General features: G+C 41.2%; 13 protein-coding genes. All 13 read left to right on the top strand.

Annotated elements, in window-relative coordinates:
- The first annotated feature begins 199 nt into the window (after window positions 1-199).
- Window positions 200-559, top strand: a complete 360-nt coding sequence (locus O0550_RS11505) for a PLAT/LH2 domain-containing protein (RefSeq protein ID WP_258426366.1) — start codon at window positions 200-202, stop codon at window positions 557-559.
- A gap of 400 nt (window positions 560-959) precedes the next feature.
- Window positions 960-1,595, top strand: coding sequence for a M23 family metallopeptidase (locus O0550_RS11500; protein WP_096885776.1), 636 nt, complete (start codon window positions 960-962; stop codon window positions 1,593-1,595).
- 117 nt (window positions 1,596-1,712) lie between these two features.
- Window positions 1,713-2,360, top strand: coding sequence for a hypothetical protein (locus tag O0550_RS11495; protein WP_254068697.1), 648 nt, complete (start codon window positions 1,713-1,715; stop codon window positions 2,358-2,360).
- Between the two features lie 486 nt (window positions 2,361-2,846).
- Window positions 2,847-3,512 carry an MBL fold metallo-hydrolase gene (locus O0550_RS11490; protein WP_258426365.1) on the top strand — a complete coding sequence of 222 codons (666 nt, stop codon included), beginning with the start codon at window positions 2,847-2,849 and terminating at the stop codon, window positions 3,510-3,512.
- Between the two features lie 368 nt (window positions 3,513-3,880).
- Window positions 3,881-4,279 carry an Rrf2 family transcriptional regulator gene (locus O0550_RS11485; protein ID WP_003337668.1) on the top strand — a complete coding sequence of 133 codons (399 nt, stop codon included), beginning with the start codon at window positions 3,881-3,883 and terminating at the stop codon, window positions 4,277-4,279.
- A gap of 419 nt (window positions 4,280-4,698) precedes the next feature.
- Window positions 4,699-5,298, top strand: coding sequence for a class I SAM-dependent methyltransferase (locus O0550_RS11480; RefSeq protein ID WP_258426364.1), 600 nt, complete (start codon window positions 4,699-4,701; stop codon window positions 5,296-5,298).
- 619 nt (window positions 5,299-5,917) lie between these two features.
- Window positions 5,918-6,247 (top strand): thioredoxin family protein, encoded by a 330-nt coding sequence (locus tag O0550_RS11475; protein ID WP_258426363.1) that lies wholly within the window; start codon window positions 5,918-5,920, stop codon window positions 6,245-6,247.
- A gap of 1,455 nt (window positions 6,248-7,702) precedes the next feature.
- Complete coding sequence (locus O0550_RS11470; protein ID WP_258426362.1) at window positions 7,703-8,818, top strand: N-acetylmuramoyl-L-alanine amidase; 1,116 nt, start codon at window positions 7,703-7,705, stop codon at window positions 8,816-8,818.
- 34 nt (window positions 8,819-8,852) lie between these two features.
- Entirely contained in the window at window positions 8,853-9,341 is a 489-nt protein-coding gene (locus O0550_RS11465; protein WP_258426361.1) for a hypothetical protein, read from the top strand.
- A 925-nt stretch (window positions 9,342-10,266) separates the two neighbouring features.
- Window positions 10,267-11,301 (top strand): TauD/TfdA family dioxygenase, encoded by a 1,035-nt coding sequence (locus O0550_RS11460; protein WP_258426360.1) that lies wholly within the window; start codon window positions 10,267-10,269, stop codon window positions 11,299-11,301.
- Between the two features lie 13 nt (window positions 11,302-11,314).
- The gene (locus O0550_RS11455; protein ID WP_258426359.1) at window positions 11,315-20,761 is read left to right on the top strand and encodes a non-ribosomal peptide synthetase; all 9,447 of its coding nucleotides are present in this window, start codon (window positions 11,315-11,317) and stop codon (window positions 20,759-20,761) included.
- A 78-nt stretch (window positions 20,762-20,839) separates the two neighbouring features.
- Window positions 20,840-22,075, top strand: a complete 1,236-nt coding sequence (gene fabD / locus O0550_RS11450) for an ACP S-malonyltransferase (protein ID WP_258426358.1) — start codon at window positions 20,840-20,842, stop codon at window positions 22,073-22,075.
- 7 nt (window positions 22,076-22,082) lie between these two features.
- The gene (locus O0550_RS11445; RefSeq protein ID WP_258426357.1) at window positions 22,083-23,672 is read left to right on the top strand and encodes a serine hydrolase domain-containing protein; all 1,590 of its coding nucleotides are present in this window, start codon (window positions 22,083-22,085) and stop codon (window positions 23,670-23,672) included.
- Window positions 23,673-23,689: the final 17 nt, after the last annotated feature.

The raw sequence follows: 23,689 nt of genomic DNA, 5'->3' as shown, positions 1-23,689 counted from the left end.
CAAAAATGAAAAAATATTGAAAATAGTAAATAATTCATAGATCATTTTACAAATATGTGATATTTTGGTATCGAACTAGTTCATTCCATATGAAAGGAAGATAAAAAATGAAAAATTAGTCTCAGTAGTTTGTCTATCTGTTTTTACACTCTATTTCCCCATCGCATCACTTGCTGCACCTATCGAAGTTCAAGCAAAAGTGGCAGCCTTTTCTGAAAAAACTAGTATTTCATACGATGATGGGTATAAAAATACTGTCATTATAGAAACCGATTCAGAAGCGGATTCTGACACTGATGCCAATATTAGTATCGCACTGTACGGGTATAAATATCGTACCGATGCTATAGCACTTCAAGATAATTTCGAAGCGGGGGATAAGGAAACGTTTTATCTATTTACAGAGAAACCAATGGATGGAAAGGGGTATGGTTTATTTTGGGAGAAAGACGAATGGAATCCAGCTTGGAAAGTCAAGTCTGTCACTATTAATGGCACGTACTACAAGATAGATGAATGGATGGGTTTAAAAGGTTCACACGATTCGATTACAAGATAAATGCATGGATGAGTGTAAATGATAAAGGACAAGAGTTGATTGTAAGATGAATATGTAGCGAAGTAATATTACCGTTTTAGTTCTTAAAGGGTGCCCTTCTATCAGAGTATACTTTCTAATCATAATTTTTCAGTCCCATTTCTTATATGAAAAGTTTATGGATACGAGGATCGTACTAAAGATAAGTAAAGTAGAGAATTTTTGTTTTTTGAGGGAGTATAAATATGCACGCATCATAGAATATCTTGTTGTTGTTTATGACATAATTAAGATAAAGTATTTAAATTTATAATATTTTAAATAATCTAAATTAAATAAATAGTTTATTGGAAAATTATTGATATAATGGTAATTTAATATATAATGAACTTATGATTTGAAAAATAGAGTTAAGGAGTAGATGAATTTGAAAAAGCAAGCAATAGCACTGGTTACAATTCTATCACTAGTAGTTGGAGTAAGTTCTGCATACGCCAAAACGTTGCCAACAGAATCAAAAACACTATCCCGGGGCTATAGTGACAAGCATAAAGGACTCGATATTATTCCTAAGAGTGGTACAAAGGCTGGAGATAAAATTATGGCAGCCTATGATGGAAAGGTAGTTCAAGCAGGCTTCCATAGTAGTAAGACAAAGGGTGCAAGCTATGGTTATCTAGTTGTCATTGATCATACTGTTGACAAAAAGAAAATCCAAACATGGTATGCTCATCTAGATAAAGAACCACTAGTTTCTACTAACGACAAGCTTAAAGAAGGTGATCAAATTGGAGTAATGGGGACTACTGGTGATTCAACAGGCGTTCATTTACATTTTGAAGTGAGAAGTGGTTCTGGTTTTAATCATTCAAATGAGCGTTTGAACCCATCTGATTATTTCCCAGAATATAAAGTAAAGAAAAGCCTTATTGGAGATTTTGAAGAAATAGAAGATCATGGTGAACTTGATTTAAGTGAAGGAACTTTTTACAGCATTGAGGAGATTAGAGAAATGACCCCTGAACAACGGGAAGAACTAGGGATTCCTCTTGAATAGTTAAAAAATGTATTTTTTGAATTTTTGTAATATAATAAGTGGTGTATGAAACTCAGGTTAGGATTAACCTGAGTTTTTCCATAACAAGAAGTAAGGAGGATAACTTTTGTGAAAAAAATGTTTTTGACGCTTTTCCTTTGCCTATCAATACCAATTAGTGGATGCGGTTCTAGTCAACCTGCTGCTAAGCCAGAAGGGAAGGACGCACAGCCTGTCCCTTCCGCAACAAATCCTACCCCTGAGTCTAAAGAGGGATTTTTAACAAAGGACAATGTTAGCTTAGTCATATCCTTATTAGAACCGTATTCCCCACCAATACTAGATGATCATGTGCTAAAAACGAAGGATGATATCTCCAAGTGGATCTGGTTTAATAAATTACAAACATGGACAGATGATCTTACTAGACTGCTTAGCTCGAACACCAAGCTGGACGAAACAGCGAAGGAAATCATTATTGCCCGACTCAATAAATACTTTGTACCAGAAGAATCGGAGGCTATTTTTGCAACCTTCTTTAGCAAGGAGTCTGATGGGACCTATGCTTCAATCCCCACAGAAAGATTCGGAAGTGGGACAAGTAGCATCGATGAAGATTTAAAAGTTATATTGGACAAAAAGGACTCTAAAATGATTGTAAGGGTAACGGGCACAGAATATGATTACCTAGATCCCAAATCGAAACAGAAAAATAAGGTGGATGTAGAATTTAGTTTAGTTGAAAAGGATAATCACTTTTTAATTACTGGAATTGAACACCACTGATTCATGCAACATCCCTTATTTAGGGAGGATAGGTATATAAATAGTGTCCCAGATTGTCTATATTTCTAATATAGAACGAAACGCCTGAATTTTTGGATTCGGGCGTTTTCTAAAGAATCAATTCAATTAGGGAAATGAATAAAGGTTCTAAGAATAGAATCTTGATTAGGAAAATTAGTAAAAATAGTCAGCGAAACCATTATACTTTACATATTAATTATTACTGTAAGGCTTTGATCCATTCTGTCTTTCAATTAATAGACTACATGCTATACGCGTAAGGTCATTCATACATGGTGTTCGTTGTAAAAAGGTAAGTTATTCAACTAACGGGCAGTATCGTGCAAATCAATAGACATCAAGTAAGCGGCAGGGAACCGTTCTGTTATGTCGAGCGATTTATAGAGAAGATGTTGACAACTACTAAACCTACAAAATAGTATTGCATTTTTGCGTAAAAATTTAATTTTACGGAGGCCCGATATTATGGAAATTTCAAAGGGAGTAGAAATGCTTCATCTAGATTTTCATGGGAATATTATTCACCCAATTCTTTTGTGGGATCGAGAAATGGCTGTTTTAATAGACACAGGATTCCCTGGGCAAATTGAAGATTTACGCGTGGCTATGGAAAAGGTAGGAGTGTCGTTCGACAAACTAAAAGTTGTGATTTTGACGCATCAGGATGTGGATCATATAGGCTGTCTTCCTGAGATTTTGCAGGAGTGTAGTACTAATGTTAAAGTTTATGCGCACGAACTGGATAAGCCGTATATTCAGGGGGAAATACCACTTCTAAAAGACGGGCACCTTGATAATCCCCCGAAAGGCAGAGTGGACGATATCTTGATTGACGGTCAGGAACTGCCGTTTTGTGGCAGGATTCGCGTCATTCATACTCCAGGGCATACTCCCGGTCATATCAGCCTTTATTTAAGGCAAAGTAAGACTCTCATCGCCGGGGATTCGATGTACAGTGTAAATGGGATTCTCGCAGGAATTCATGTCCCGACCACACCGGATATGAATGCAGCTCGTCTCTCTTTAAAAAAGTATGTAGACCTCGACATTGCATCCGTGGTTTGTTACCACGGGGGATTAAGTAATGTAAATGTTAAAGATCAGATAGTAGGACTTAGCCAAGGATACTAAGGGTAAGGTTTCAGCGATGATCTTTGGTGAAACGACGTTGTTACGCTAACGGGTTCAATACTTGAATAGTGGTAGACAATCAACTTTTTTTCAACGAACACGTGGTTCAGATGCCCCTTTCGTGTGAGCTAGGCATTTTGGAGGACGTAGCCCAATGGAAGGTGTCGCAGGCTTGTACTCTCATTGCAGTAATAGGTGGCTTCAACGAATTAGTCCCTATAATTACGAGCTAATGAACTAAACAGAGTAATGTAGTGCCTCCAAGCCATCAATGCTAGACAATATGAATTGATGAAAAGGTACAGCTTGACACACCATTGATTTCAAGGATATTATGGATACAATAAATCCGTAATTGAGGTGCGTTCATGAGATTCACGAAAGCAACAAACTATGCTCTGCACACGATGCTTGCGCTCGTTTCCGATTCTCCGGTAAAGCCGGTAGGAGTTCAGCAGTTGGCGGAAGCCCAAGGCGTCTCACCAACCTATCTTTCCAAAATTTTAACAAGGCTCGTGAAAGCAGGGATGATCGAATCAGTTTCGGGAGCTAACGGAGGGTATCGGTTATCTCGCAAAAAAGACGATATTACCTTTTTGGATATTATCCATGCTATTGAAGGCACCAGTTCTTTATTTGAATGTGACTTTCTCCACGGTGACGAATGCCTGATTCAAGCTGTTATGATGGAAGCGGAACAGAAAATGGAGTCGCACCTCAAAAAAATGAAATTGTCTGACCTAGCTAAAAAGCAAACGCAGGTGTAAGCAAGTCACTTTACAATGAAAGGAGGCGAACAGTTGGCCACCTATAAAAGAGCTTTTTTTAACTTAATTATAGACATTATGAGTCTACAATATCTAGTTATATGCAGATGAACGTTTTGCCTTACATTTCACAATTACTTGCGATGAATTTTTTCCACATGACTAAGATGCAGAACGTTGTTGTGACTTAAAGGCTTTTCCGGCAAAAAAATAGCAACAAGAGGGAGAACCAATGAATGAGAATGAGAGGGGTTCTGGTAGAAAATCTACCTGATCGGCAAGGAGGATATGCTTGTTTGGCATTGGATACATACCGATCATCTTACCGCGGATATTTCATTACATGAAACCCTTGACAGAAGTCTTAGGCAGCGAAAAATATATCGCTAACATAAAGGAATCACAGGAGGCTAATTAATATGGAAAGTACATGGAATGAGCGGTTTCGTTCAGAGGAATATATCTATGGAGAAGAACCGAACGTGTTTATTTATCAACAAGCCTTTCGATTAAAAGAATGCCCAAGGGTTATTGCCTTTGCAGAGGGAGAAGGTAGGAATGCTGTTTTTCTAGCAAGCAGAGGTCATGAAGTGACCGCCATTGATTATGCAGAGAGTGGTCTGCAAAAAACAAGAAAACTAGCTCAGAAGTATGCTGTTGATGTTCAGACAAAAAAGGTAGATTTGCTGGTAGATAACGTACCAAACGAGGAATATGATGCCGCAATCATGGTATTTGGACATTTTCATAAAGATGCGCAGGAAATGATCTTTCAAAAAATGAAAAATGCTAGTAAGCCTGGTGGAATTATTATGCTTGAGGTGTACTCCAAGGATCAATTACATTATGGAACAGGTGGGCCCGCAGACGTTACTATGCTATATGAGCCACAGGAAGTTCTGTCTTGGTGTGAAGGTTATGAGGTGATTCATTTCTTCTATGGAGAACAAGAGAGAGTGGAAGGAAAATTGCACACTGGATTGGCCCATGTCATTCAGCTTGTAGCAAGAAAAAAGTAGATGAGGGGAACAAAATAGCCCTATTGCCAACTACATGGTATGGTGCAAAAGTCTCTCTAAAGTAGATGAATGGGGGATTCTCGATAAATGACTTGAAATATGATGTCAGCAGGAGTGAATCACTTTCACATAGCATAATTCGAAAAGTATAATCGATGTGCTTTCATCTATGAAGGGGGAAAAAGAGAGGGTCTCGACATTATTCGAAGTAGACGTGCATATCAGTCCTATGGGCGAGAAGACTGGATGCTGTAGCTATACGTTTACCGGGAAAGCTTGCTACTTATTCGTATCCTGCATTGCTTATAGGGAGGTGATGAGATATACGCCGGTTCATCATTGTCAGGAGAAATGAAGAGGAATTAGGAAGGAGCAAGGAGGCAAGAAATTGTAAAATCTTGATACCAAACCTGTGCTGACATGACTTTTTTCAACTGCACTGTCATTGTCGGATGGGTATGAAGCACAAGTAATGGTAGAGATCGTACGGTTGCAATGCTTGAAGACTTGAAGCATGCGGCATTGTAGCATTGAAACATTGCAGGCTATCCACTATACCAATCGATTGTTTAAGGTGTTATACATCTGTAAAAAAACTATGAAATGGAGGAAGCTGCAAATGACCATTTGTCATTCAATGGATCTTACCTTTAAAGAAGACATAAAGAGCGAGGGCTTTACATTGGTTAATTTTTGGGCACCTTGGTGCGGACCCTGCGACTTTTTTGGTTCAGTGCTTGAAGCGTTTGATCAGGAAGCTTGCAACGAAGTGAGGCTCCTCAAAATCAACGTAGATGAAGAAACCAATACTGTCAGTCATTTTGGAATTATGAGCATACCTACTACTATCTTGTTTAAAAATGGTGAGCCAATCGACAAAATAGATGGAACTGTTTCGGTCGAAAGATTAAAACAATTCATCGCCGATAAAAAAGATAGCACGACGTAAGTGCAAAAAATGTTCTGTGCTGGCACAAATTAATCAATATCAAACCAACATGGTTGGATTAAATAAGGTTTCTGTAAACAGAAACGCTTCTAACGAAAGCCGCCGATTTATGATGAGGCGGCTTTCGTTGCGTTATGGAGGTAAAATCTTCTTATCACGTTTGAGCAAAACAAAATGTTCAGCCATGGTGGCGACTCTTGTAATGAAGAATTTTTGGTTTACGTATATCTAACTTTAACCATATTTGCAACATTATGTAAGATGAATAAGTAAGTATTGGTAGAACAAGCTACATGAAAAGATGAAATACAGCATACTTTACTGGAAATTGTTTGTAATGGGATTCTTAGTAACAAAATCTCATTTGAAGAAAGCAAGGTTGGAATCATCCTTGTTACAAGTGGCATCCAGGTCGTATGGGGTTATATGGAAATAAGCTTTTATTTATATGGCACTCAGTATAAATATTAAAAATTACCGTTGATAACGGCATTATTTAATATTTCTATTTCCGAAAATCTATATTACATTTGATGGCGATGATCTAGACATCCCTAAACAAACAGCTTCAGAACTTAACTCTAAGTAGTTATGGTTAAAACATTACCGGTAATTATTCAGCATGTAAAAGATGAAAAAAGAAGTGAAGTGATAATGGATCTTGGCGAAAAATTCATGCTAAAAATAAAAAAACATATGTAGATTTACGAAGAGCTACTAAGATTTACGAAGGCATATATAAATAAGAAAAGCTTTCATACGGAATTTTGGATGGGTAGTAAGTGAATAAAAATAATGCTATCAAGCACTAGTTACTAGTGAAAAGCGGTGACGAGGAAGAGTTCGACTCTGTGTTTCATATTGTAATACAAGGTCCAAATGTGAAAACCATCATTAAAGAACAGATATTCAAGGAGATATAACTGTAATCGACGTATCATCATGAAAGGTACAAGAACAAGGTTACAGCGATCAGGACATAATCTAAAACCTGAAAAGCTTTTGATATAGACGGGGGTTTAAGCCCATTGCTAAGTTTGTATCTGTTGAATGAAAAGCCATGGGATATTTTGAAGTAGACAATGACAATGTTGTTAACCAAAAATTAAAAAAGATTGCGTTTTTCCAAATAAGAAGATACTGTCAATTTATATGGGAAACATGAGATTTCCTATCGTTTTTAATGGCTACCAGACTAGTTTTTGAGGGGAGCAAATAGGTTTATCTTCGCTTTATAAACGGAATATCCGCATGTATTTTAGCAATATTCCAAAAGTTAATCATCCCACACTCTGCTTACAGTAAAAATGTCAAAATCAGAGAGCTTTACGAATTCAAGAGTCATAGTGCAACCTATAACAAGAAAATCAAGGCTGTGTAACTCCAAAATGAAGGTCTGCTCGTTGAAAAGATGAAGGTTTTTTTCTTTGGAATACGAGAAAGGATGTTTCGTTTTTGAAAAGGCAAGCTATTAATCTCACTATTTTATGTACCCTATTATCTACGTTATTATCGAGCATACCTTCATTTATCACAAATCCAACGGTAGTATATGCTTCTCCACAAAGCCAACAGGAATTAGTTAAGTGGTTTAAAGAAGCCGCAGATGAATACAATGTTCCTATTACATTACTTATTTCCATAGGCTGGATTGAGTCGATGCTAGATGATCACGACGGAGAGCCTAATAATATGAATGGATATGGATTTATGAATTTAATGTCAAATCCAAAAAGAAAAACACTTGAAGAGGCTTCAGAAATAACTGGAATTAGTACAGACGTATTAAAAACATCAACTCAATCAAATATTAAAGGCGGAGCCGCCATATTAGCAAAATATCAGCAAGATATTACAAAGAACAAGAATCATTCAAAGGATTATAAAGATTGGGTTGAAGCAGTAAGGTTATATAGTGGTGCTGATTCTGATGAGGTAAGGACGCATTATGCTGAAGATGTTTTTAGTTTAATTGAAAATGGTTTCATTGATTTATCCAGTGAAAAATTAATCAAGTTGCCATCAGAAAATTCAAAAGAATATAAAGAAAAAAAAGTCCTGCCTCAACTTGATATTAAATGGATTTCAGCCCACGAATCTAATTATGATTCTACAAGACGATCTGCAAAAGATATTACGCATCTAGTGATTCACGTAATGCAAGGCACATATGCTGGCTCCATTGATTGGGCACAAAGAGATCATGGGAGTATGGGTGCTTCTTCTGCTCATTATTATGTGAGTGATGATGGCGATATCACCCAAATGGTCGATGACAGAAATGTAGCTTATCATGCAAGAAGTGCAAATCCCTACACAATTGGCATTGAACATGAAGGATATATTGATGATCCAAAATGGTTTACCAATATTATGTATAGAGAATCTGCAAAGTTGGCAGCAAAATTAGCCTATACTTATGATATCCCCATAAGCAGAAGACACATTAAGGGACATAGCGAGTATCCAAATCAAACACATACGGATCCAGGGGGATATTGGGATTGGGATTACTATATGAAAAATATAAAAGTGTATCATGATAAATTTGTAAATGATGGCCGGAAATGAAATATAACTGCCATTAAATAAGGAGGCTTACAAATTGAAGAATTTGTTTTATTTGCTGGCAGTAGTAATGTTTCTTTCAGGCTGTGCACAGGATACGAAAACATCTCAACAGGAGTACAAATTACAATATAATGGATTATCAGTAGGAGATTCATATCACAAAGTGGTGCAGCAATACGGAAAGCCAGAGTCAGAGGATAACAAGGGAGAAACAAAATTACTGGCATATCGAAGTCAAAAGGGATTGTCACATACTCTGATTTTGCAAAACGAGAAGATAATAAAAAGCACCTTTTATATGGAGTATCTTGAGGGAGACAATTTGCCAAAAACAAAGGAAGAGGTCTTCAAAACGTATGGGACAGAGTATCAAATGGAAGTAAAGGCTTGTTATGAATCCGCTACGTGTGAAAATTATGTTTATACCTATGGAAATGAGGTACTAACATTTTTAACCTCTTGGGATAATCAAAAAATTGATGTAGTAACCTTACAAGCAAAGGAATCTGATACTGTTCAGTAGCAGTACGATGCTTTCGTAAATAAAATGTAGCAAGTAAAATTATGACAGACCGAATTCGTAAAGGGTGCCCTTATATAGGAGCACCCTTTATATATGTAAGCCTTCCAATTACGAGAACTCTAGTTGAAAGTAAGAGAGGGCGAAATCGCTAGAATAACGTAGGACTCGAACCCAAAAAATCCAATATTTTTTGTGAAGAATACCTCTATATCACGGAAAGTAGGAAAAAAGATTCAGTTTTACATATGTACGAATAGTATAGATACAATCTAGTGACACTAATACTTTACATAATATTTATTAAGTAAACACAGCTCCGTTAGAGCAGGCAAGCTTCTTTTCATGTATGACTAGTCTAGCAGTTTTATATCTACTTATGTTGTTACTAGCATTTTTGGCTATCTTTCTGATAGATGGCTATGCATTGGGGGAGTGTTTATTGCAAGATGTTTAGTTCAATCTGACAAACGTGTAATGTAGAGCCATTTGAAACAAGGACAGTATGCAGAGATACACAGTCCTTGTTCATTTTTTTGAACACGAACCATACGACCATCATCTCCGTCTTATTCGTGTTGTAGGAAACCCCAAGAAATTTTGCACGCTAGTGTTGCTGATTTAACTTTTATGTTTTCGTTTATGAATTTGGAAAATATATGGAAATTATTCCATTTATTGAATATACTATTAGATATTATCTCGATATAACTGAATTTTTTAGAAAAATGACTTTTCTATCTATTACAACGCTAGAATTAGCGGAATTTCAGGGAGCAATTTCACGACTTGGTTATACACTGTCAGGAACAGGACAAGGCAGGTATCGCCATCTGATTTGAATCTACCTCTTTGAATCAAAAAGCGTTGATTAGTAGAAATAGGAATAAAAAGTTTATAAATAGTAATGAAGAAAGTGGGGATTAAGATGCAAAAAGAAGTGGTAGCGATTCAGGAAACGATGTTTGATCAGAAGGTAAGAGTAGAGCTATTGCCAAATGCACAGGGGACGCTTCCGCTCGTTATTCGACCAATAGATGAACAGCTTGATTTGCATGCATGGGTAAAGGAGCATGCTGACAAAATCGAAAAAAGCTTGCTGAAATACGGTGGTATTCTTTTCAGAGGTTTTGACGTACCGACCATTGAGAGCTTCGAAAACCTAACGAAGCAATTCGCTCCTGAGCTTGTAGAGTACGGTGAACGCTCTACTCCACGAACAGAGGTGCAGGGAAGAGTGTACACTTCGACGGAATATCCAGCGGACCAGAGCATTCCGCAGCATAACGAAAACTCATATGCCCACCAATGGGCGATGAAAATCTGGTTCTATTGTGCACAGCCGGCTCAACAGGGAGGAGAGACACTGATTGCTGACAGCCGAGAGGTTTTATCGCTGCTTGATCCTGCTATCGTAAGGCGTTTTATGGAAAAGAAAGTCATGTATGTTCGTAATTACGGCGGAGGGCTCGACTTGCCATGGCAAGATGTGTTTCGAACAGAGGATAAAACAGTAGTGGAGCAGTACTGCAAGAAAATGGGGATAGAATATGAGTGGCTAAACGGCGATTGCCTACGAACTCGCTCCCTGCGTCCAGCCGTTGCGAAGCACCCAAAAACGGGCGAATGGGTTTGGTTTAATCAAGCTCACCTATTCCATGTAACCAACCTGCCAGAGGAAATTCGCGACTACATCATGATGGCCGTACCAGAAGAGAACTACCCACGTAATACATACTTTGGTGATGGGCAGCCGATAGATCTAGCTATTCTTGAGGAAATCCGAAATGTCTTCGAGCGCACATCCGTCTATTTCCCTTGGGAGAAGAGAGACGTTCTGATGCTAGATAATATGCTTGTATCACATGGCCGTGCCCCTTTTGTAGGCCCTCGGAAGGTAGTGGTTGCGATGGCTGATCCATCGACTAACTACACATTTGAATTTGATTCAGCATTAAACTGAGGAGGGTGTATCCATGAGTCGAGTAGTCACATTGGATCGGAAAAATGTTGAGGATATTCTAGGTCTGACTCCGCTTCAGGAAGGCATGTTGTTTCATTATCTGGAACATCAGAATTCCAGACAATACATAGAACAACTTTCGCTAACGATCCGTGGAATTATTCGGACAGAGCTGTTCGAACAGGCGTGGAACATCGTTGCCAAGCAAAATGAGATGCTTCGCACGATTTACCGCTGGGAAAAAACAGGAAGTCCTGTACAGATTATTTTGAAGGAGCATCCCATTCCTTTTCGAGTTTTTTCACTTCAAAACAGGGATAGGGAAGAACAGGCAAACGAGCTAGAAATCATCAAAAGCAATGATCTGGACCAAGGGATTGATTTAAGTTCAGCCCCTTTTCGTATTACCTTTGTCCTCTTGAATGAACAAGAATGTGTGTTAATGATTACGAACCATCACATTTTATTTGACGGCTGGAGTACAGGGATTTTGCTTCAGACATTTTGGGATGTTTATCAATCGTTACTGAATAATGAATTAACGGAATATAAAGAAAAAACGAAATATAGAGAGTTTATCCAATGGATACAAAAGCAGAATAAAAACAAACAAGCTACTTATTGGCAAGAGTATCTGGATGGATTCGATTCAAAAACAATGTTACCCCATGATTACAATAGGGACGAAGTGGATAGCGCAGTTGTAAGTACCCGGCAGTTGATGCTACCTATACGGACGAAAGAGAAAATTGAGATGCTTGCCAAACAGCATGGGGTAACATTCTCGGCTTTTATGTACAGCGCGTGGGGGGTATTGCTGCAAAAATTCAACCGATGCGAGGATGTCTTGTTTGGCGTCACCTCTTCGGGGAGAAACGCTAAAATTCCCGGTATCGAGCAGATGGTTGGACTGTTTATTAATACGCTACCGTTGCGGGTGAGAGCCAGTGAACAGCTTCCGATTCTTGATGTAGTAAAGCAAGTGAACACGACCATGATGGGGCGGGATGACGCTGAGTTTACCTCCTTGGCAGAAATTAAAGGCTACAGTCAAATAGCCCATGTCCCGTCGTTATTTGACTCAATTGTGGTGGTAGAGAATTATCCACTGGATCAACAATTAGGAAACACAGATGCTCTATCGCTTCAGGAGTATTCTATTTTTGAAATGACAAACTACGATCTCACCTTGGTCATTTCTGAATATGAACAGGTAGAGATAAAGGCTATATACAGTTCCGATCGTTTCTCTAATGAGACAATTGGTAGATTGCTTACCCTATATGAACGGATTATTGAGTGTATGACAGAGGATGTGGAACAGAAGGTATCAAAACTTTCGTTGCTGACATTGCAAGAGGAGAAACAGATATTAGAAGAATTTAACGATAAACAAGATGAATTCGTCCTCTATCAATCCATACCGCTCATGTTTGAACAACAAGTAAAGGAACACCCTAATCATGTTGCATTAATTCATGATGATCAAAGTTTGACCTATCAAAAACTAAATGAACAAGCAAATCAGCTAGCATGGAAGCTGATCGAATTGGGTATATCACGAGAGAGTGTGATTGCGGTTCTCGTGGAGGAGCCAATGCAATCTATTATCGCCACTCTAGCCATCCTAAAGGCAGGCGGGGCGTATCTGCCTATTGATCCAAGTTTTCCATTAGAACGAATTCAATACATGCTCAACGATAGTGGCGCCAAAGTAGTAATTACGCAGACCGGCTTTACGTCTTTGCTTCAGGAGTACAACGGCTGCATATTCAACATCCAGAATTCAGCATTGGGCTCCTATTCTAAGGAAAACATGATTTATTCTGTTAGTCCAAAAGATTTGGCTTATATTATTTACACGTCCGGTTCTAGTGGTTTGCCAAAAGGGGTCATGGTGGAGCATCGTAATGTCATCCATTTGGTGCAAAATCAACAGACTGTTCGGATTTCAGCACAGGATTGTCTATTAAAAACAAGCTCGCTTGTCTTTGATGTCTCTGTATTTGAGATTTTTGGATCGCTGTTAAATGGTGCTACGCTTTGCTTACTTACAAAAGAACAGCTTTTAGACGTCGATCATTTTAGACAAACGTTACAACAAAATAAAGTCACACTACTATGGCTGACTAGTCCGCTGTTCAACCAGTTTGCTATGGAGAATCCATCCCTCTTCTCGGATGTACATACATTGATTGTAGGTGGGGACACAGTTTCTCCCATACACGTCAACCGAGTTCGTCAGCAATGTCCACAATTATTGATCGTGAATGGATATGGTCCAACAGAGAACACAGTGTTTTCAACCTTTTTCCCCGTCACCTCGGATTATGAGGTGAATGTTCCGATCGGCAAGCCTATTAGTCATACGAAAGCCTATATTGTGGATAAGAATTGCAAGCTAGTTCCCATCGGCTTTCCTGGAGAGCTGTGTATGGCTGGAGATGGTGTATCTCGTGGGTATTTGAATCGACCTGAGCTGACAGAGAGTGTGTTTGTTGCTAGTCCTTTTGCTGATCATGAAATGATGTACCGGACAGGAGATTTGGCCAGATGGTTGCCTGACGGTAGCATTGAATATTTAGGGCGAATCGACAATCAGGTGAAAATTCGCGGATTCCGCATTGAGCTAACAGAAGTCGAACATGTATTACTTCAGTACGAATCGGTACGGGAAGTATGTGTAATCGTAAGAGAAGACGAGCAACAGCAAAAATATTTGTGCGCGTATTATGTGGCAGATCAACTACTGGAGTCTTCCATTCTACGAAACTACTTGTCGCAACGTTTACCGGCATATATGGTTCCTGATTGGGTTGAACAAATAGAGAAGATGCCATTAAACACAAGCGGAAAAATCAATAAAGCTTTGTTGCCTAAGCCTACTATCATTTTTGAACAAGCCGTTTCTTATGAACCACCGAGTAATGAGACGGAGGAAACGTTGCTCGCGCTTTTCCAAGAAGTGTTAGAGATCAATAACATCGGCGTTCTAGATCATTTTTTTGAAAGGGGAGGTCATTCGTTAAAGGCAATGCAGTTGGTCGGCAGGGTTCACCGGATGCTGAAAATGAAACTGAGGATTTCGGCACTCTTTGAAAACCCAACGGTACAAAAGCTGGCACAATATGTTATCACGCAGCAATCAGCTAACTCATCGCTCATCCCAGTGGTAGAGAAGCGTTCGTATTATCCTGTCTCATCAGCACAGAAACGATTGTTTTTATTACACGAAATTGATGGAGCCAGCGTCAACTACAACATCTCGGCTGTGATGCAAATCGAGGGAAAATTAGACAAGGAGCGCTTGGAGAAGACTTTTGTACAGATTTTACAACGTCATGATATATTACGGACCTCGTTTGAATGGGTTGATGGGGTACCTGTTCAGCGAGTGGAACCAACTATCACTCTCTCCCTCCAGTCGCTTTCTCTTGATCCGTCGTTTGACCTAACAACCGTCGATGAGATAGCCGACCGATTTATACAACCATTCGATTTGACAACAGCTCCCCTTCTGAGATTGGGACTGGCAAAGGCGGCTGAAGATCGACATCTGCTTTTCTTTGATATGCACCACATCATTGGTGACGGTGTAACGATTTCTAATTTCATTCAGGAAGTTGTCAAGATATATCAAGGAATAGAGCCACCAGCACTGCCAGTTCAATATACGGATTATGCTGTCTGGCAGAGTGAATGGCTATCATCAGAAGAATGCAAAAAACAGGAAACATTTTGGCTGGAAAGCTTTGCTGGTGAGATCCCGATCTTACAATTGCCTACTGATTATCAGCGCAGTGCCGTTCAAAGCTTTGCTGGGGGTCTTGTCAAGATGGTTTTGGATCAATCGGAGGCTGAGACACTGAACCGACTTGCATTACAAAATGGGACGACCTTGTATACGGTATTGCTAGCTAGCTATTATGTATGGCTCATGCATATCTCTGGACAGTCCGATATTGTGGTGGGAACGCCTGTGGCGGGAAGGCGCAATGAGGAGTTGGACAATCTACTCGGCATGTTCGTTAATACTTTGGCGTTGCGCAATTATCCGTCGGGCGAGAAGTTATTTAAAGATTTCCTGGCAGAAGTGAAACAAAACATGCTTCTGGCTTTGGAAAACCAAGACTACCCATTCGAATTGCTGGTCGACAAGGTATGCGTAGAGCGTGACTCCAGCCGAAACCCTCTGTTTGACACGATGTTCACATTAGAATCTGCGCTTATCCATTCGTTTTCGATTGGCGAAGAGCTATCATTCCGGTCGGTTGAATGTAAACAGCAAGTGGCTAAATTCGATTTGTCAGTCACCGCCCGAGAGGAAGCAAACGGCCTGTGCTTTGAATTTGAGTATGCTACCAAATTGTTTACAAATGAAACAATTGTCCGCCTAGCTAAGCAATTTATTAGCGTGCTGAAGCAGATTGCTGTGTCCCCAGATGAGCAACTGTCGGCAATCAGTCTGTTGTCCAAACAGGAGCAACAGCAGATACTCGACGAGTTTAATACGACGACTTCTACATATAGCACGGAGAAATTGGTACAAGAGCTATTTGAAGGACAGGCAAAACGACAACCAGAAAAAACAGCTATCATCGCGGACGGAAAGTCGTATACCTATGGGTTCCTAAATGGATATGCAAATCGTTTGGCTAGCAGATTGAAGAAAAAGGGAGTAGGCCCAGACACGGTTGTCGGTTTAATCGTAGAGCGTTCTGCCGACATGGTAGCAGTCATTTTGGCTGTGCTGAAAGCGGGCGGAGCTTATTTGCCAATTGATCCAGAGCTACCGATGAACCGAATTCGAGCCATTTGGGAAGACAGTGGTTTTCCATTGCTCGTGACCAAATCCCGTATCGCGGAACAACTTGATTTTATTGAAGACATACTTTCTTTGGATGACCCTTCGCTTGCAGAGGAGGACATTAACCCACCATGTGTTAATAAGCTAACTGATTTGGCATATGTCATATACACATCAGGCTCTACAGGACAACCAAAAGGGGTAATGGTGGAACACGGAAATCTGCTTGCGTATCTGCATGCTTTTGACAAAGAGTTCCAAATAACCGCTGATGACGTGGTTTTGCAGCAAGCATCGTATTCGTTTGATGCATTCGTTGAGGAGATGTATCCGACTCTCTTGAATGGTGGCTGCATGGTAATTCCACACCGTGAGGAAATCCGGGATGTGTCTGCTTTGGCTTCCATTTTGCGTGAACATCAGGTAACTGTCATTAGTTGTTCACCCCTACTGCTAAATGAACTAAATAAATACCCGGTTATCCCGAGTCTTCGATTGATCATCAGTGGCGGAGATGTGCTAAAGCCTGCATATTATACCAGCTACGCAGACCGAGTAGCGATTTACAACACATACGGGCCAACAGAGGCAACGGTGTGCGCTACCTATTTTCATGTTCAGGGTAGAGAAGAGCGAAGCATTCCTATTGGAAAACCGATAAGCAATTATCACGTGTATATCCTTAATCAGGAAGGAAGACTGCTGCCGATTGGCGTTCCAGGGGAGCTATGCATTGCTGGACCAGGCATAGCTAGAGGATATGTCAATCGGCCAGAATTAACAGCAGATAAATTTATTCAAAGTCCGTTTGTTTCAGGGGAGAGGTTATATCGAACAGGAGATTTAGCAAAATGGCTACCTGATGGAAATATAGAGATTTTGGGCAGAATTGACCAGCAGGTGAAGATACGGGGATTTCGAATGGAGCTAGGAGACATTGAAGCTGTCCTCCTAGATCATCCGGCGATCGCTGATGCTTGTGTGATAAAAAGAGAGGATGCAGAGGACGAAGCTTACTTATGTGCGTATATCGTGTTCCAGAAGGAGACCGACCTAATGGAATTACGTGAGTATTTGGCAGAGAGGCTTCCGATCTATATGATCCCTGCAAGCTTTGTCCAAATTGAGAGTATTCCTGTTACTCCGAATGGAAAGGTAGCAAAAAATCAACTGCCAGAACCGAGCGAGCAACGCCTTCAGACGAAGGGATATGTGCCTCCTACCACGGATTGGGAAATGCGATTGGCAGCAGTATGGTCTGATGTTCTTGGTTTAGAGCGAATTGGAGCGACGGATCACTTTTTCACCATAGGGGGAGATTCCCTGCGTGCCGTTAAGCTTGCGACAGCTATAAAGCAATCGTTTGATGCGGATATCTCAGTGACCGAGATATTTAGCCACGCTACTTTACAAGCAATGGCTACACGGATCAAAGGAAAATCTAAACAGATCGAATTCCCAATTCAGCAAGTAACCCAGAGCGAGCACTATCCAGTCTCCTCTGCACAAAAACGCTTGTTTTTGCTGGATCGAATGCAGGGCAGTAATACTTCATACAATATATCAGGAATCTTACGGGCAACGGGCCAGCTGGATAAACAGCGATTGCAGGAGGCATATCAGCAGCTAGTGGATCGTCATGAGACTCTGCGAACTTCATTTGACCTGGTAAATGGTGAACCTGTTCAGCGTATCTCCCAAAGTTGTCCAGTAGAAATCGAGATGTTCGAGGTTTCGAAAAAACAGACGCTTGATACGATCATCGCCCATTTTATTCGGCCTTTCGATCTTGCCGATGCTCCGCTGGTTCGTGTCGGACTCGTCCGTCAAAGTGAGACAGAACACACGGTTTTATTTGATATGCACCACATTATTTCTGATGGTTTGTCCATGCAAATCCTAATTAGGGACATGGCGGCGTTTTATCAGGGCATCAAGCTATCCCCATTGTCTGTACATTATAAGGACTTCAGCACCTGGCAAAATGAGCGTTTTCAATCGGCTCATTTCCAGAAGCATGAGCAATATTGGTTGGATACATTTGCGCACGATATCCCGATTTTAGAGATGCCTCTTGATTTTCCAAGGCCCTCGATGAAGGGACATGCAGGAGGCAAGGTATCTTTTACATTGACTGGAGATGACATGGCCGCATTGGAACGGTTGACGATGGAGACAGAAACGACTAAGTTCATGTTACTCATGGCGGTATATCATGTCTTTCTTTCACGATATTCGGGGCAGGAGGATATCATCGTCGGGTCGCCAGTTGCTGGAAGGTTCCATTCTGAATTGCAAGAAATGATAGGGATGTTTGTAAATACGATCGGCTTGCGAAGCCAACCAGCAGGTCACAAGCGTTTCATAGACTTTCTTACAGAAGTAAAAGCTCTTTCTCTCCAAGCCTTTGAATATCAGGAATATCCATTTGAAAAGCTGATTGAGAACCTCCAGCTACCTAGGGACTCCAGTCGTCATCCGCTTTTCCAAACCGTTCTGGTTTTCGAGGAGGATCAAACGGATAGCTTCCGTGCAGGAGATATACAGTTTGTCAGCTTACATGATCCAAATCCGATCGAAAAATTCGACTTCACTTTATTTGCCAAACAGACAAAGAGCGACCTGCATATTACCTTGTCCTACGATCTTCAGCTATTTTCTGAGGGGACAGCCAAGCGAATGCTGCAACATTTTCGTACGCTACTTTCCCGGGTAATAGAGCAGCCAACGGGTCAGATTTGTGGATTAGAGATCTTGCAGGATGAGGAGAAAGTGCAGATCAGTGAAATTTTTAACAACACAAAAACGAACTATCCAGTATATCCATCCATTCATGCGTGTATAGAAGAACAGGCAAAAATAGCTTCTCAGCGCCCAGCACTCGTTTTCAAGGATCGGAGCTTGACCTACGACCAGCTCAATCGAAAGGCGAACCAATTGGCCAGAGTAATTAGCAGATCGGGAGTGAGAAGTGACGAAATCGTTGGTATCATCGCTCATCATTCTCTGGAAATGGTAGTGGGAATGCTCGCAGTGTTAAAGGCAGGAGCGGCTTTTCTCCCAATTGATCCAGCGTATCCAGCAGAGCGGATTCAATATATTTTAGCAGATAGTAAAGTGAAGACGGTTTTGGCCTCTGCTGGGGTAAAAGAGGCATATAACGGCAACAGCGAGTCATGGTTAGATATGACTACACTTACGCTTGATATGGAGGATGATTCCAATCTCCTGCTTCCTGTCGAACAACGGGATTTGGCTTATGTCATCTATACATCAGGATCGACTGGTATGCCTAAGGGTGTTTTAATCGAGCATGGCTCCTTGTTAAATCTATCTTTGTGGTACCGTGACTATTTTAAGGTTTCAAAGCAGGACGCCACCACTAAGTATGCAGGATTTGGGTTTGATGCCTCTATCTGGGAGGTTTTCCCATATCTGATAAGTGGTGCTTGTATTCATATCATTCCAGAAGAGATCAGACTAGACCTGCCAAAATTACATGAGTATTTCGAGGCAAACGGAATTTCGATCAGTTATTTGGCGACTGCAATTGGAGAGCAATTTATGAAACTGCCAAATCGTTCTCTGCGGATGCTACTAGTGGGTGGCGATAGGCTAAAGCAAATTTCGCCGACGAGCTATCAGGTGGTCAACTCTTATGGGCCGACCGAGTGTACAGTCACGAGTATGGTCTATCCGATTGATCAGTCGACCCCATCAGAGATTCCGATTGGGAAACCGATCGCTAATGCAGAAATACTCATTTTGGACCCACTGTACAACCGACTTCAACCCATCGGTGTGCCCGGTGAGTTATGCATAGGAGGGGTAGGTTTAGCAAGAGGCTACATTGGACGGCAGGAGCTTCAAGCTGAAAAATTCATAGCACACCCGTTTAAACCGGGGCAAAGGCTGTACAAAACAGGCGATCTTGCAAAATGGATGCCTGATGGTAACGTCCTGTTCTTGGGGCGAAGGGATACTCAGGTCAAAATTCGAGGGTACAGAATTGAATTAGAAGAGATTGAAGCACGGTTATTACAGCATCATTTGGTGCAAGAAGCTGTCGTAAAGGTGATTGAACATGTAGGTTATTCAGCGATATGTGCCTATTACGTATCAACTGAGCCGATAGCCGAAGTAAAGCTACGTACGTTTTTAAGTCAGACGTTGCCAGCTTTCATGCTGCCATCCTTTTTCGTTCAACTGGAAGCACTAGTCCTTACACCTAATGGAAAAATAGATTATAAGAAGCTACCGATGCCAGAAGTAGTGCATGGTGAGCAAGCTCAGTTGCAGATACCTGAAAATGATATAGAAGAACAGGTGTTATCTATCTGGATGAAGTTATTACAAAACCCTAGCATCGGTTTACATGATAATTTCTTCGATCTGGGAGGACATTCTCTACTTTTGGTTCAGATGCAGGGGGAATTGGCAAAAATTTATCCTAACGTGGTCAGTGTCACTGATTTGTTTGCTTACCCTACTGTGAGTAAGTTGGCAGCATACATTCAAGAACAGCTAGAACCAGTAGAGGCGGAGGAAAGCATGGACCAGAAACTAGCGACGATGCTAGAAAAGGTAGAAGAAGGCGATTTGAGCATGGAGGATGCATTAGCCTTATTGGAAGAAATGGAAATCAAACGATAAGAGTCAGTTTCCTGATGGGCAATCGAAAAATGACTGCCCTCAGGATTCTTAAGCTTCTACGAGAGTGAGGAGGAAGAAGTGAAAAAGCTCGCCATGATGTTCTCGGGCCAAGGCTCCCAATATGCAGGAATGGGCTTGGATTTGTATACAGACTTTGAAATTGCTCGGCAGACGTTTGAGGAAGCAAGTGATACCTTGGGATTTGACCTAAAAAAGTGCTGTGAGCAAAGCAGTCGGGAAGAACTAACACGTACGGAAATAGCACAGCCAGCCATTCTGACCGTAAGCGTTTCGGCATTTCGGGTGTTCATGCAAGAGTTTGGAATCGAGCCATCCTATCTAGCCGGTCATAGTCTGGGTGAATATTCTGCTCTGGTTTGCGCAGAAGCCCTTTCGTTTCAGGATGCTGTTCTACTTGTTTCCAAAAGAGGACAGTTCATGCAGGAAGCGGTTTCGCCGGGTGAAGGAAGTATGGTAGCTGTACGTAATATCCCCGCTACCCTAGTAGCTGACATGTGCCACAGCGTATCTGAGGGACAGAAGGCAGTGGAGATCGCTTGTTACAATTCTTTGCATGAGGTGGTGATTGCCGGTCATCGGGAGGCAGTCAGCAGGGTGAGCGAGATGATAAAGCAACAAGGTGCACAGCTTATCTCGTTACAGGTAAGTGCTCCCTTTCATTGCATGCTGATGAAGCCAGCAGCCGAACGTTTGCATGCTGAGCTTGTGAAGGTCAATGTTGATACATTGAAATGGCCGGTTTATTCCAATGTGACTGGAAAGCCGTATGATGATCAAGCTTGCATTGCCGAGTTACTGACTAGACAAATGACTGAGCCAGTCAAATGGACGCAAATTATGCAGGATGCTCATGACCAAGGAGTAGAACTTGCTATTGAGTTCGGGCCAAAAACGGTGCTTCGTAATCTGACAAGGAAAAACGTTCCGACACTTAGGGCTTTTTCCTTTGATGAACCATCAGATCGTCAGAAGCTTGAAGAGGAATTTCCGACTGTGGTGCAGACGTGCATCCGGATTGGTATCTGCACAAAGAATCGTAACAATGACGAAGTAGCATACCAAAAAGGATTTGTGCAGCCGTATCATAGATTGCAAGAGATTGGGCATAAGCTGAAGGAGTGTGGAAGACGACCTGATTTGGGGGAAATAGACGAGGCGATGAAGTGCTTGCAGATGATGCTAGCTGCAAAACAGACGCCTTTGGAGGAACAGGAAAGAAGAATGGATCAATTGTATCAGATCACGGGATACAAACAAAAAGGATGCGTTAATTCTATACATGTGGAGGTTTGATGTCAGAATGCTATCTATTGAAAGCATTGATGCAATTATTCAGCAAACGTTTGACGAAACACGCATCCCAGGTTTTTCAATAGCCGTTCTCAAGGGTGAGGAAGTCGTCTATGCCAAGGGCTTTGGCAGTATTAACAAGGAAGAAGGGGGGACCCCTGTAACTTGCGATACAATTTTCCGCATTGGCTCTTTAGGGAAGCCACTTACTGGAAGTGCCATCATGCGGCTTGTAGAAGCGGGGAAGGTAGAGCTCGATATACCGATTATAAATTACATACCTGAATTCCGTCTTAGCGATCCAGAGGCCGCTGGGAAAGTAACATTGCGTATGCTACTCAACCATACGGCAGGATTTCCAGACGGCGGTGATATGGTTGGCAAGCGTGATCTAGGGGCATTAGGGGAATATGTCCGGGAAGAAATCTCTCAATTAACCCTACTGGCACCACCAGGATTTTTGCATTCCTATAGCAATCACCATTTGAATCTGGCGGGATATGTAGCAGAACGGGTGACGGGTCAGTTTTTTCCAGAATTCATGAAAGAATGGTTATTTGATCCGCTTCAAATGAGCCGGACTTTGTATGATCCTTTGGTGGCTTTCACCTATTCATTGGCGCTTGCCCATGACCGACATCCTGACGGTTCTTTACGCGTTCAGCATAACTTTCCAGAAAACGTAGCGAATTACCCGTCCTACTTTGCGATGTCAACGGTAAATGATTTAGCTACGTTTGCCCTTATGCATCTGAATAGGGGGCGTGTTGGTCAAACACAGATTCTTTCGCCAGAATCCATCGAAGAGATGCATTCGCTACAGGCGGACCGCTTCACACTGTCTGGATTGGCAAGCGGACTTACATTTTTTAGGGATACTTACAAGGGAGTTCAGATGATAAGGCACGCCGGGGCAATTAGCACATACAACAGTGCAATTCTTCTTGTACCGGAACAAAAAGTAGGTGTCATAACTCTTTCCTCGCAGGATTATGGCTGGACAGAGGCACATGAGATTCTTGACCAAATGCTTGAGCTACCTAAACAAATGCCGAAAGTTTTTGCAGCAGCCAGCTTCCAGGAACCGTCCGTGGATAAATCGCAATGGTCAAGCTATGAAGGAACGTATATCGGTTTTCTCAAGGGCGCGGCTCAGGTGAGAATGTCTGATAATGAGCTGTATTTAAATTTGAATGGCGAAGAAAGACAACTATGTTACGTCAGAGAGCACTTTTTTATCACCTACGATGACGAACAGGAACCGCTCGATCATATCGGTTTTATACCTAAAGACGGGGAAGCTGCTCCGTACATCATGGTCAACAGTTCCGCATGCCAAAGAACGACCGAACGTCTATATCAATCTGATTCATCCCAGTGGTATAAGTTTGAAGGGGATTACACGGACAACGTTCTCAGTTTTTCATTCCGAGTGGATGATAGAGGCCCTGTTTTAATTGATGAGGACACCGAGACGGTTTGTGTTCCTCTTAAGGATAATCTGTTCTATGTAGATGAATTTGGATTAATGGAGTTTACGGAAGAAGAAGAAGGTATGATGCTTACTTTTCAGAATACCTGGCGATATGTAAAGGCGTAAACAAGATCATTTTTTCA

The sequence above is a fragment of the Brevibacillus halotolerans genome, assembly GCF_026891775.1.
GTDB classification, from domain to species: Bacteria; Bacillota; Bacilli; order Brevibacillales; family Brevibacillaceae; genus Brevibacillus_B; species Brevibacillus_B halotolerans.
This window is presented reverse-complemented; position numbering and strand designations above follow the sequence as displayed.

Excerpts from the sequence above, each read along its gene's own strand:
- O0550_RS11500 (WP_096885776.1), top strand. The coding sequence starts at position 960 with ATGAATTTGAAAAAGCAAGCAATAGCACTGGTTACAATTCTATCACTA.
- O0550_RS11495 (WP_254068697.1), top strand. The coding sequence starts at position 1,713 with ATGTTTTTGACGCTTTTCCTTTGCCTATCAATACCAATTAGTGGATGC.
- O0550_RS11490 (WP_258426365.1), top strand. The coding sequence starts at position 2,847 with ATGGAAATTTCAAAGGGAGTAGAAATGCTTCATCTAGATTTTCATGGG.
- O0550_RS11485 (WP_003337668.1), top strand. The coding sequence starts at position 3,881 with ATGAGATTCACGAAAGCAACAAACTATGCTCTGCACACGATGCTTGCG.
- O0550_RS11480 (WP_258426364.1), top strand. The coding sequence starts at position 4,699 with ATGGAAAGTACATGGAATGAGCGGTTTCGTTCAGAGGAATATATCTAT.
- O0550_RS11475 (WP_258426363.1), top strand. The coding sequence starts at position 5,918 with ATGACCATTTGTCATTCAATGGATCTTACCTTTAAAGAAGACATAAAG.
- O0550_RS11460 (WP_258426360.1), top strand. The coding sequence starts at position 10,267 with ATGCAAAAAGAAGTGGTAGCGATTCAGGAAACGATGTTTGATCAGAAG.
- O0550_RS11455 (WP_258426359.1), top strand. The coding sequence starts at position 11,315 with ATGAGTCGAGTAGTCACATTGGATCGGAAAAATGTTGAGGATATTCTA.
- O0550_RS11445 (WP_258426357.1), top strand. The coding sequence starts at position 22,083 with ATGCTATCTATTGAAAGCATTGATGCAATTATTCAGCAAACGTTTGAC.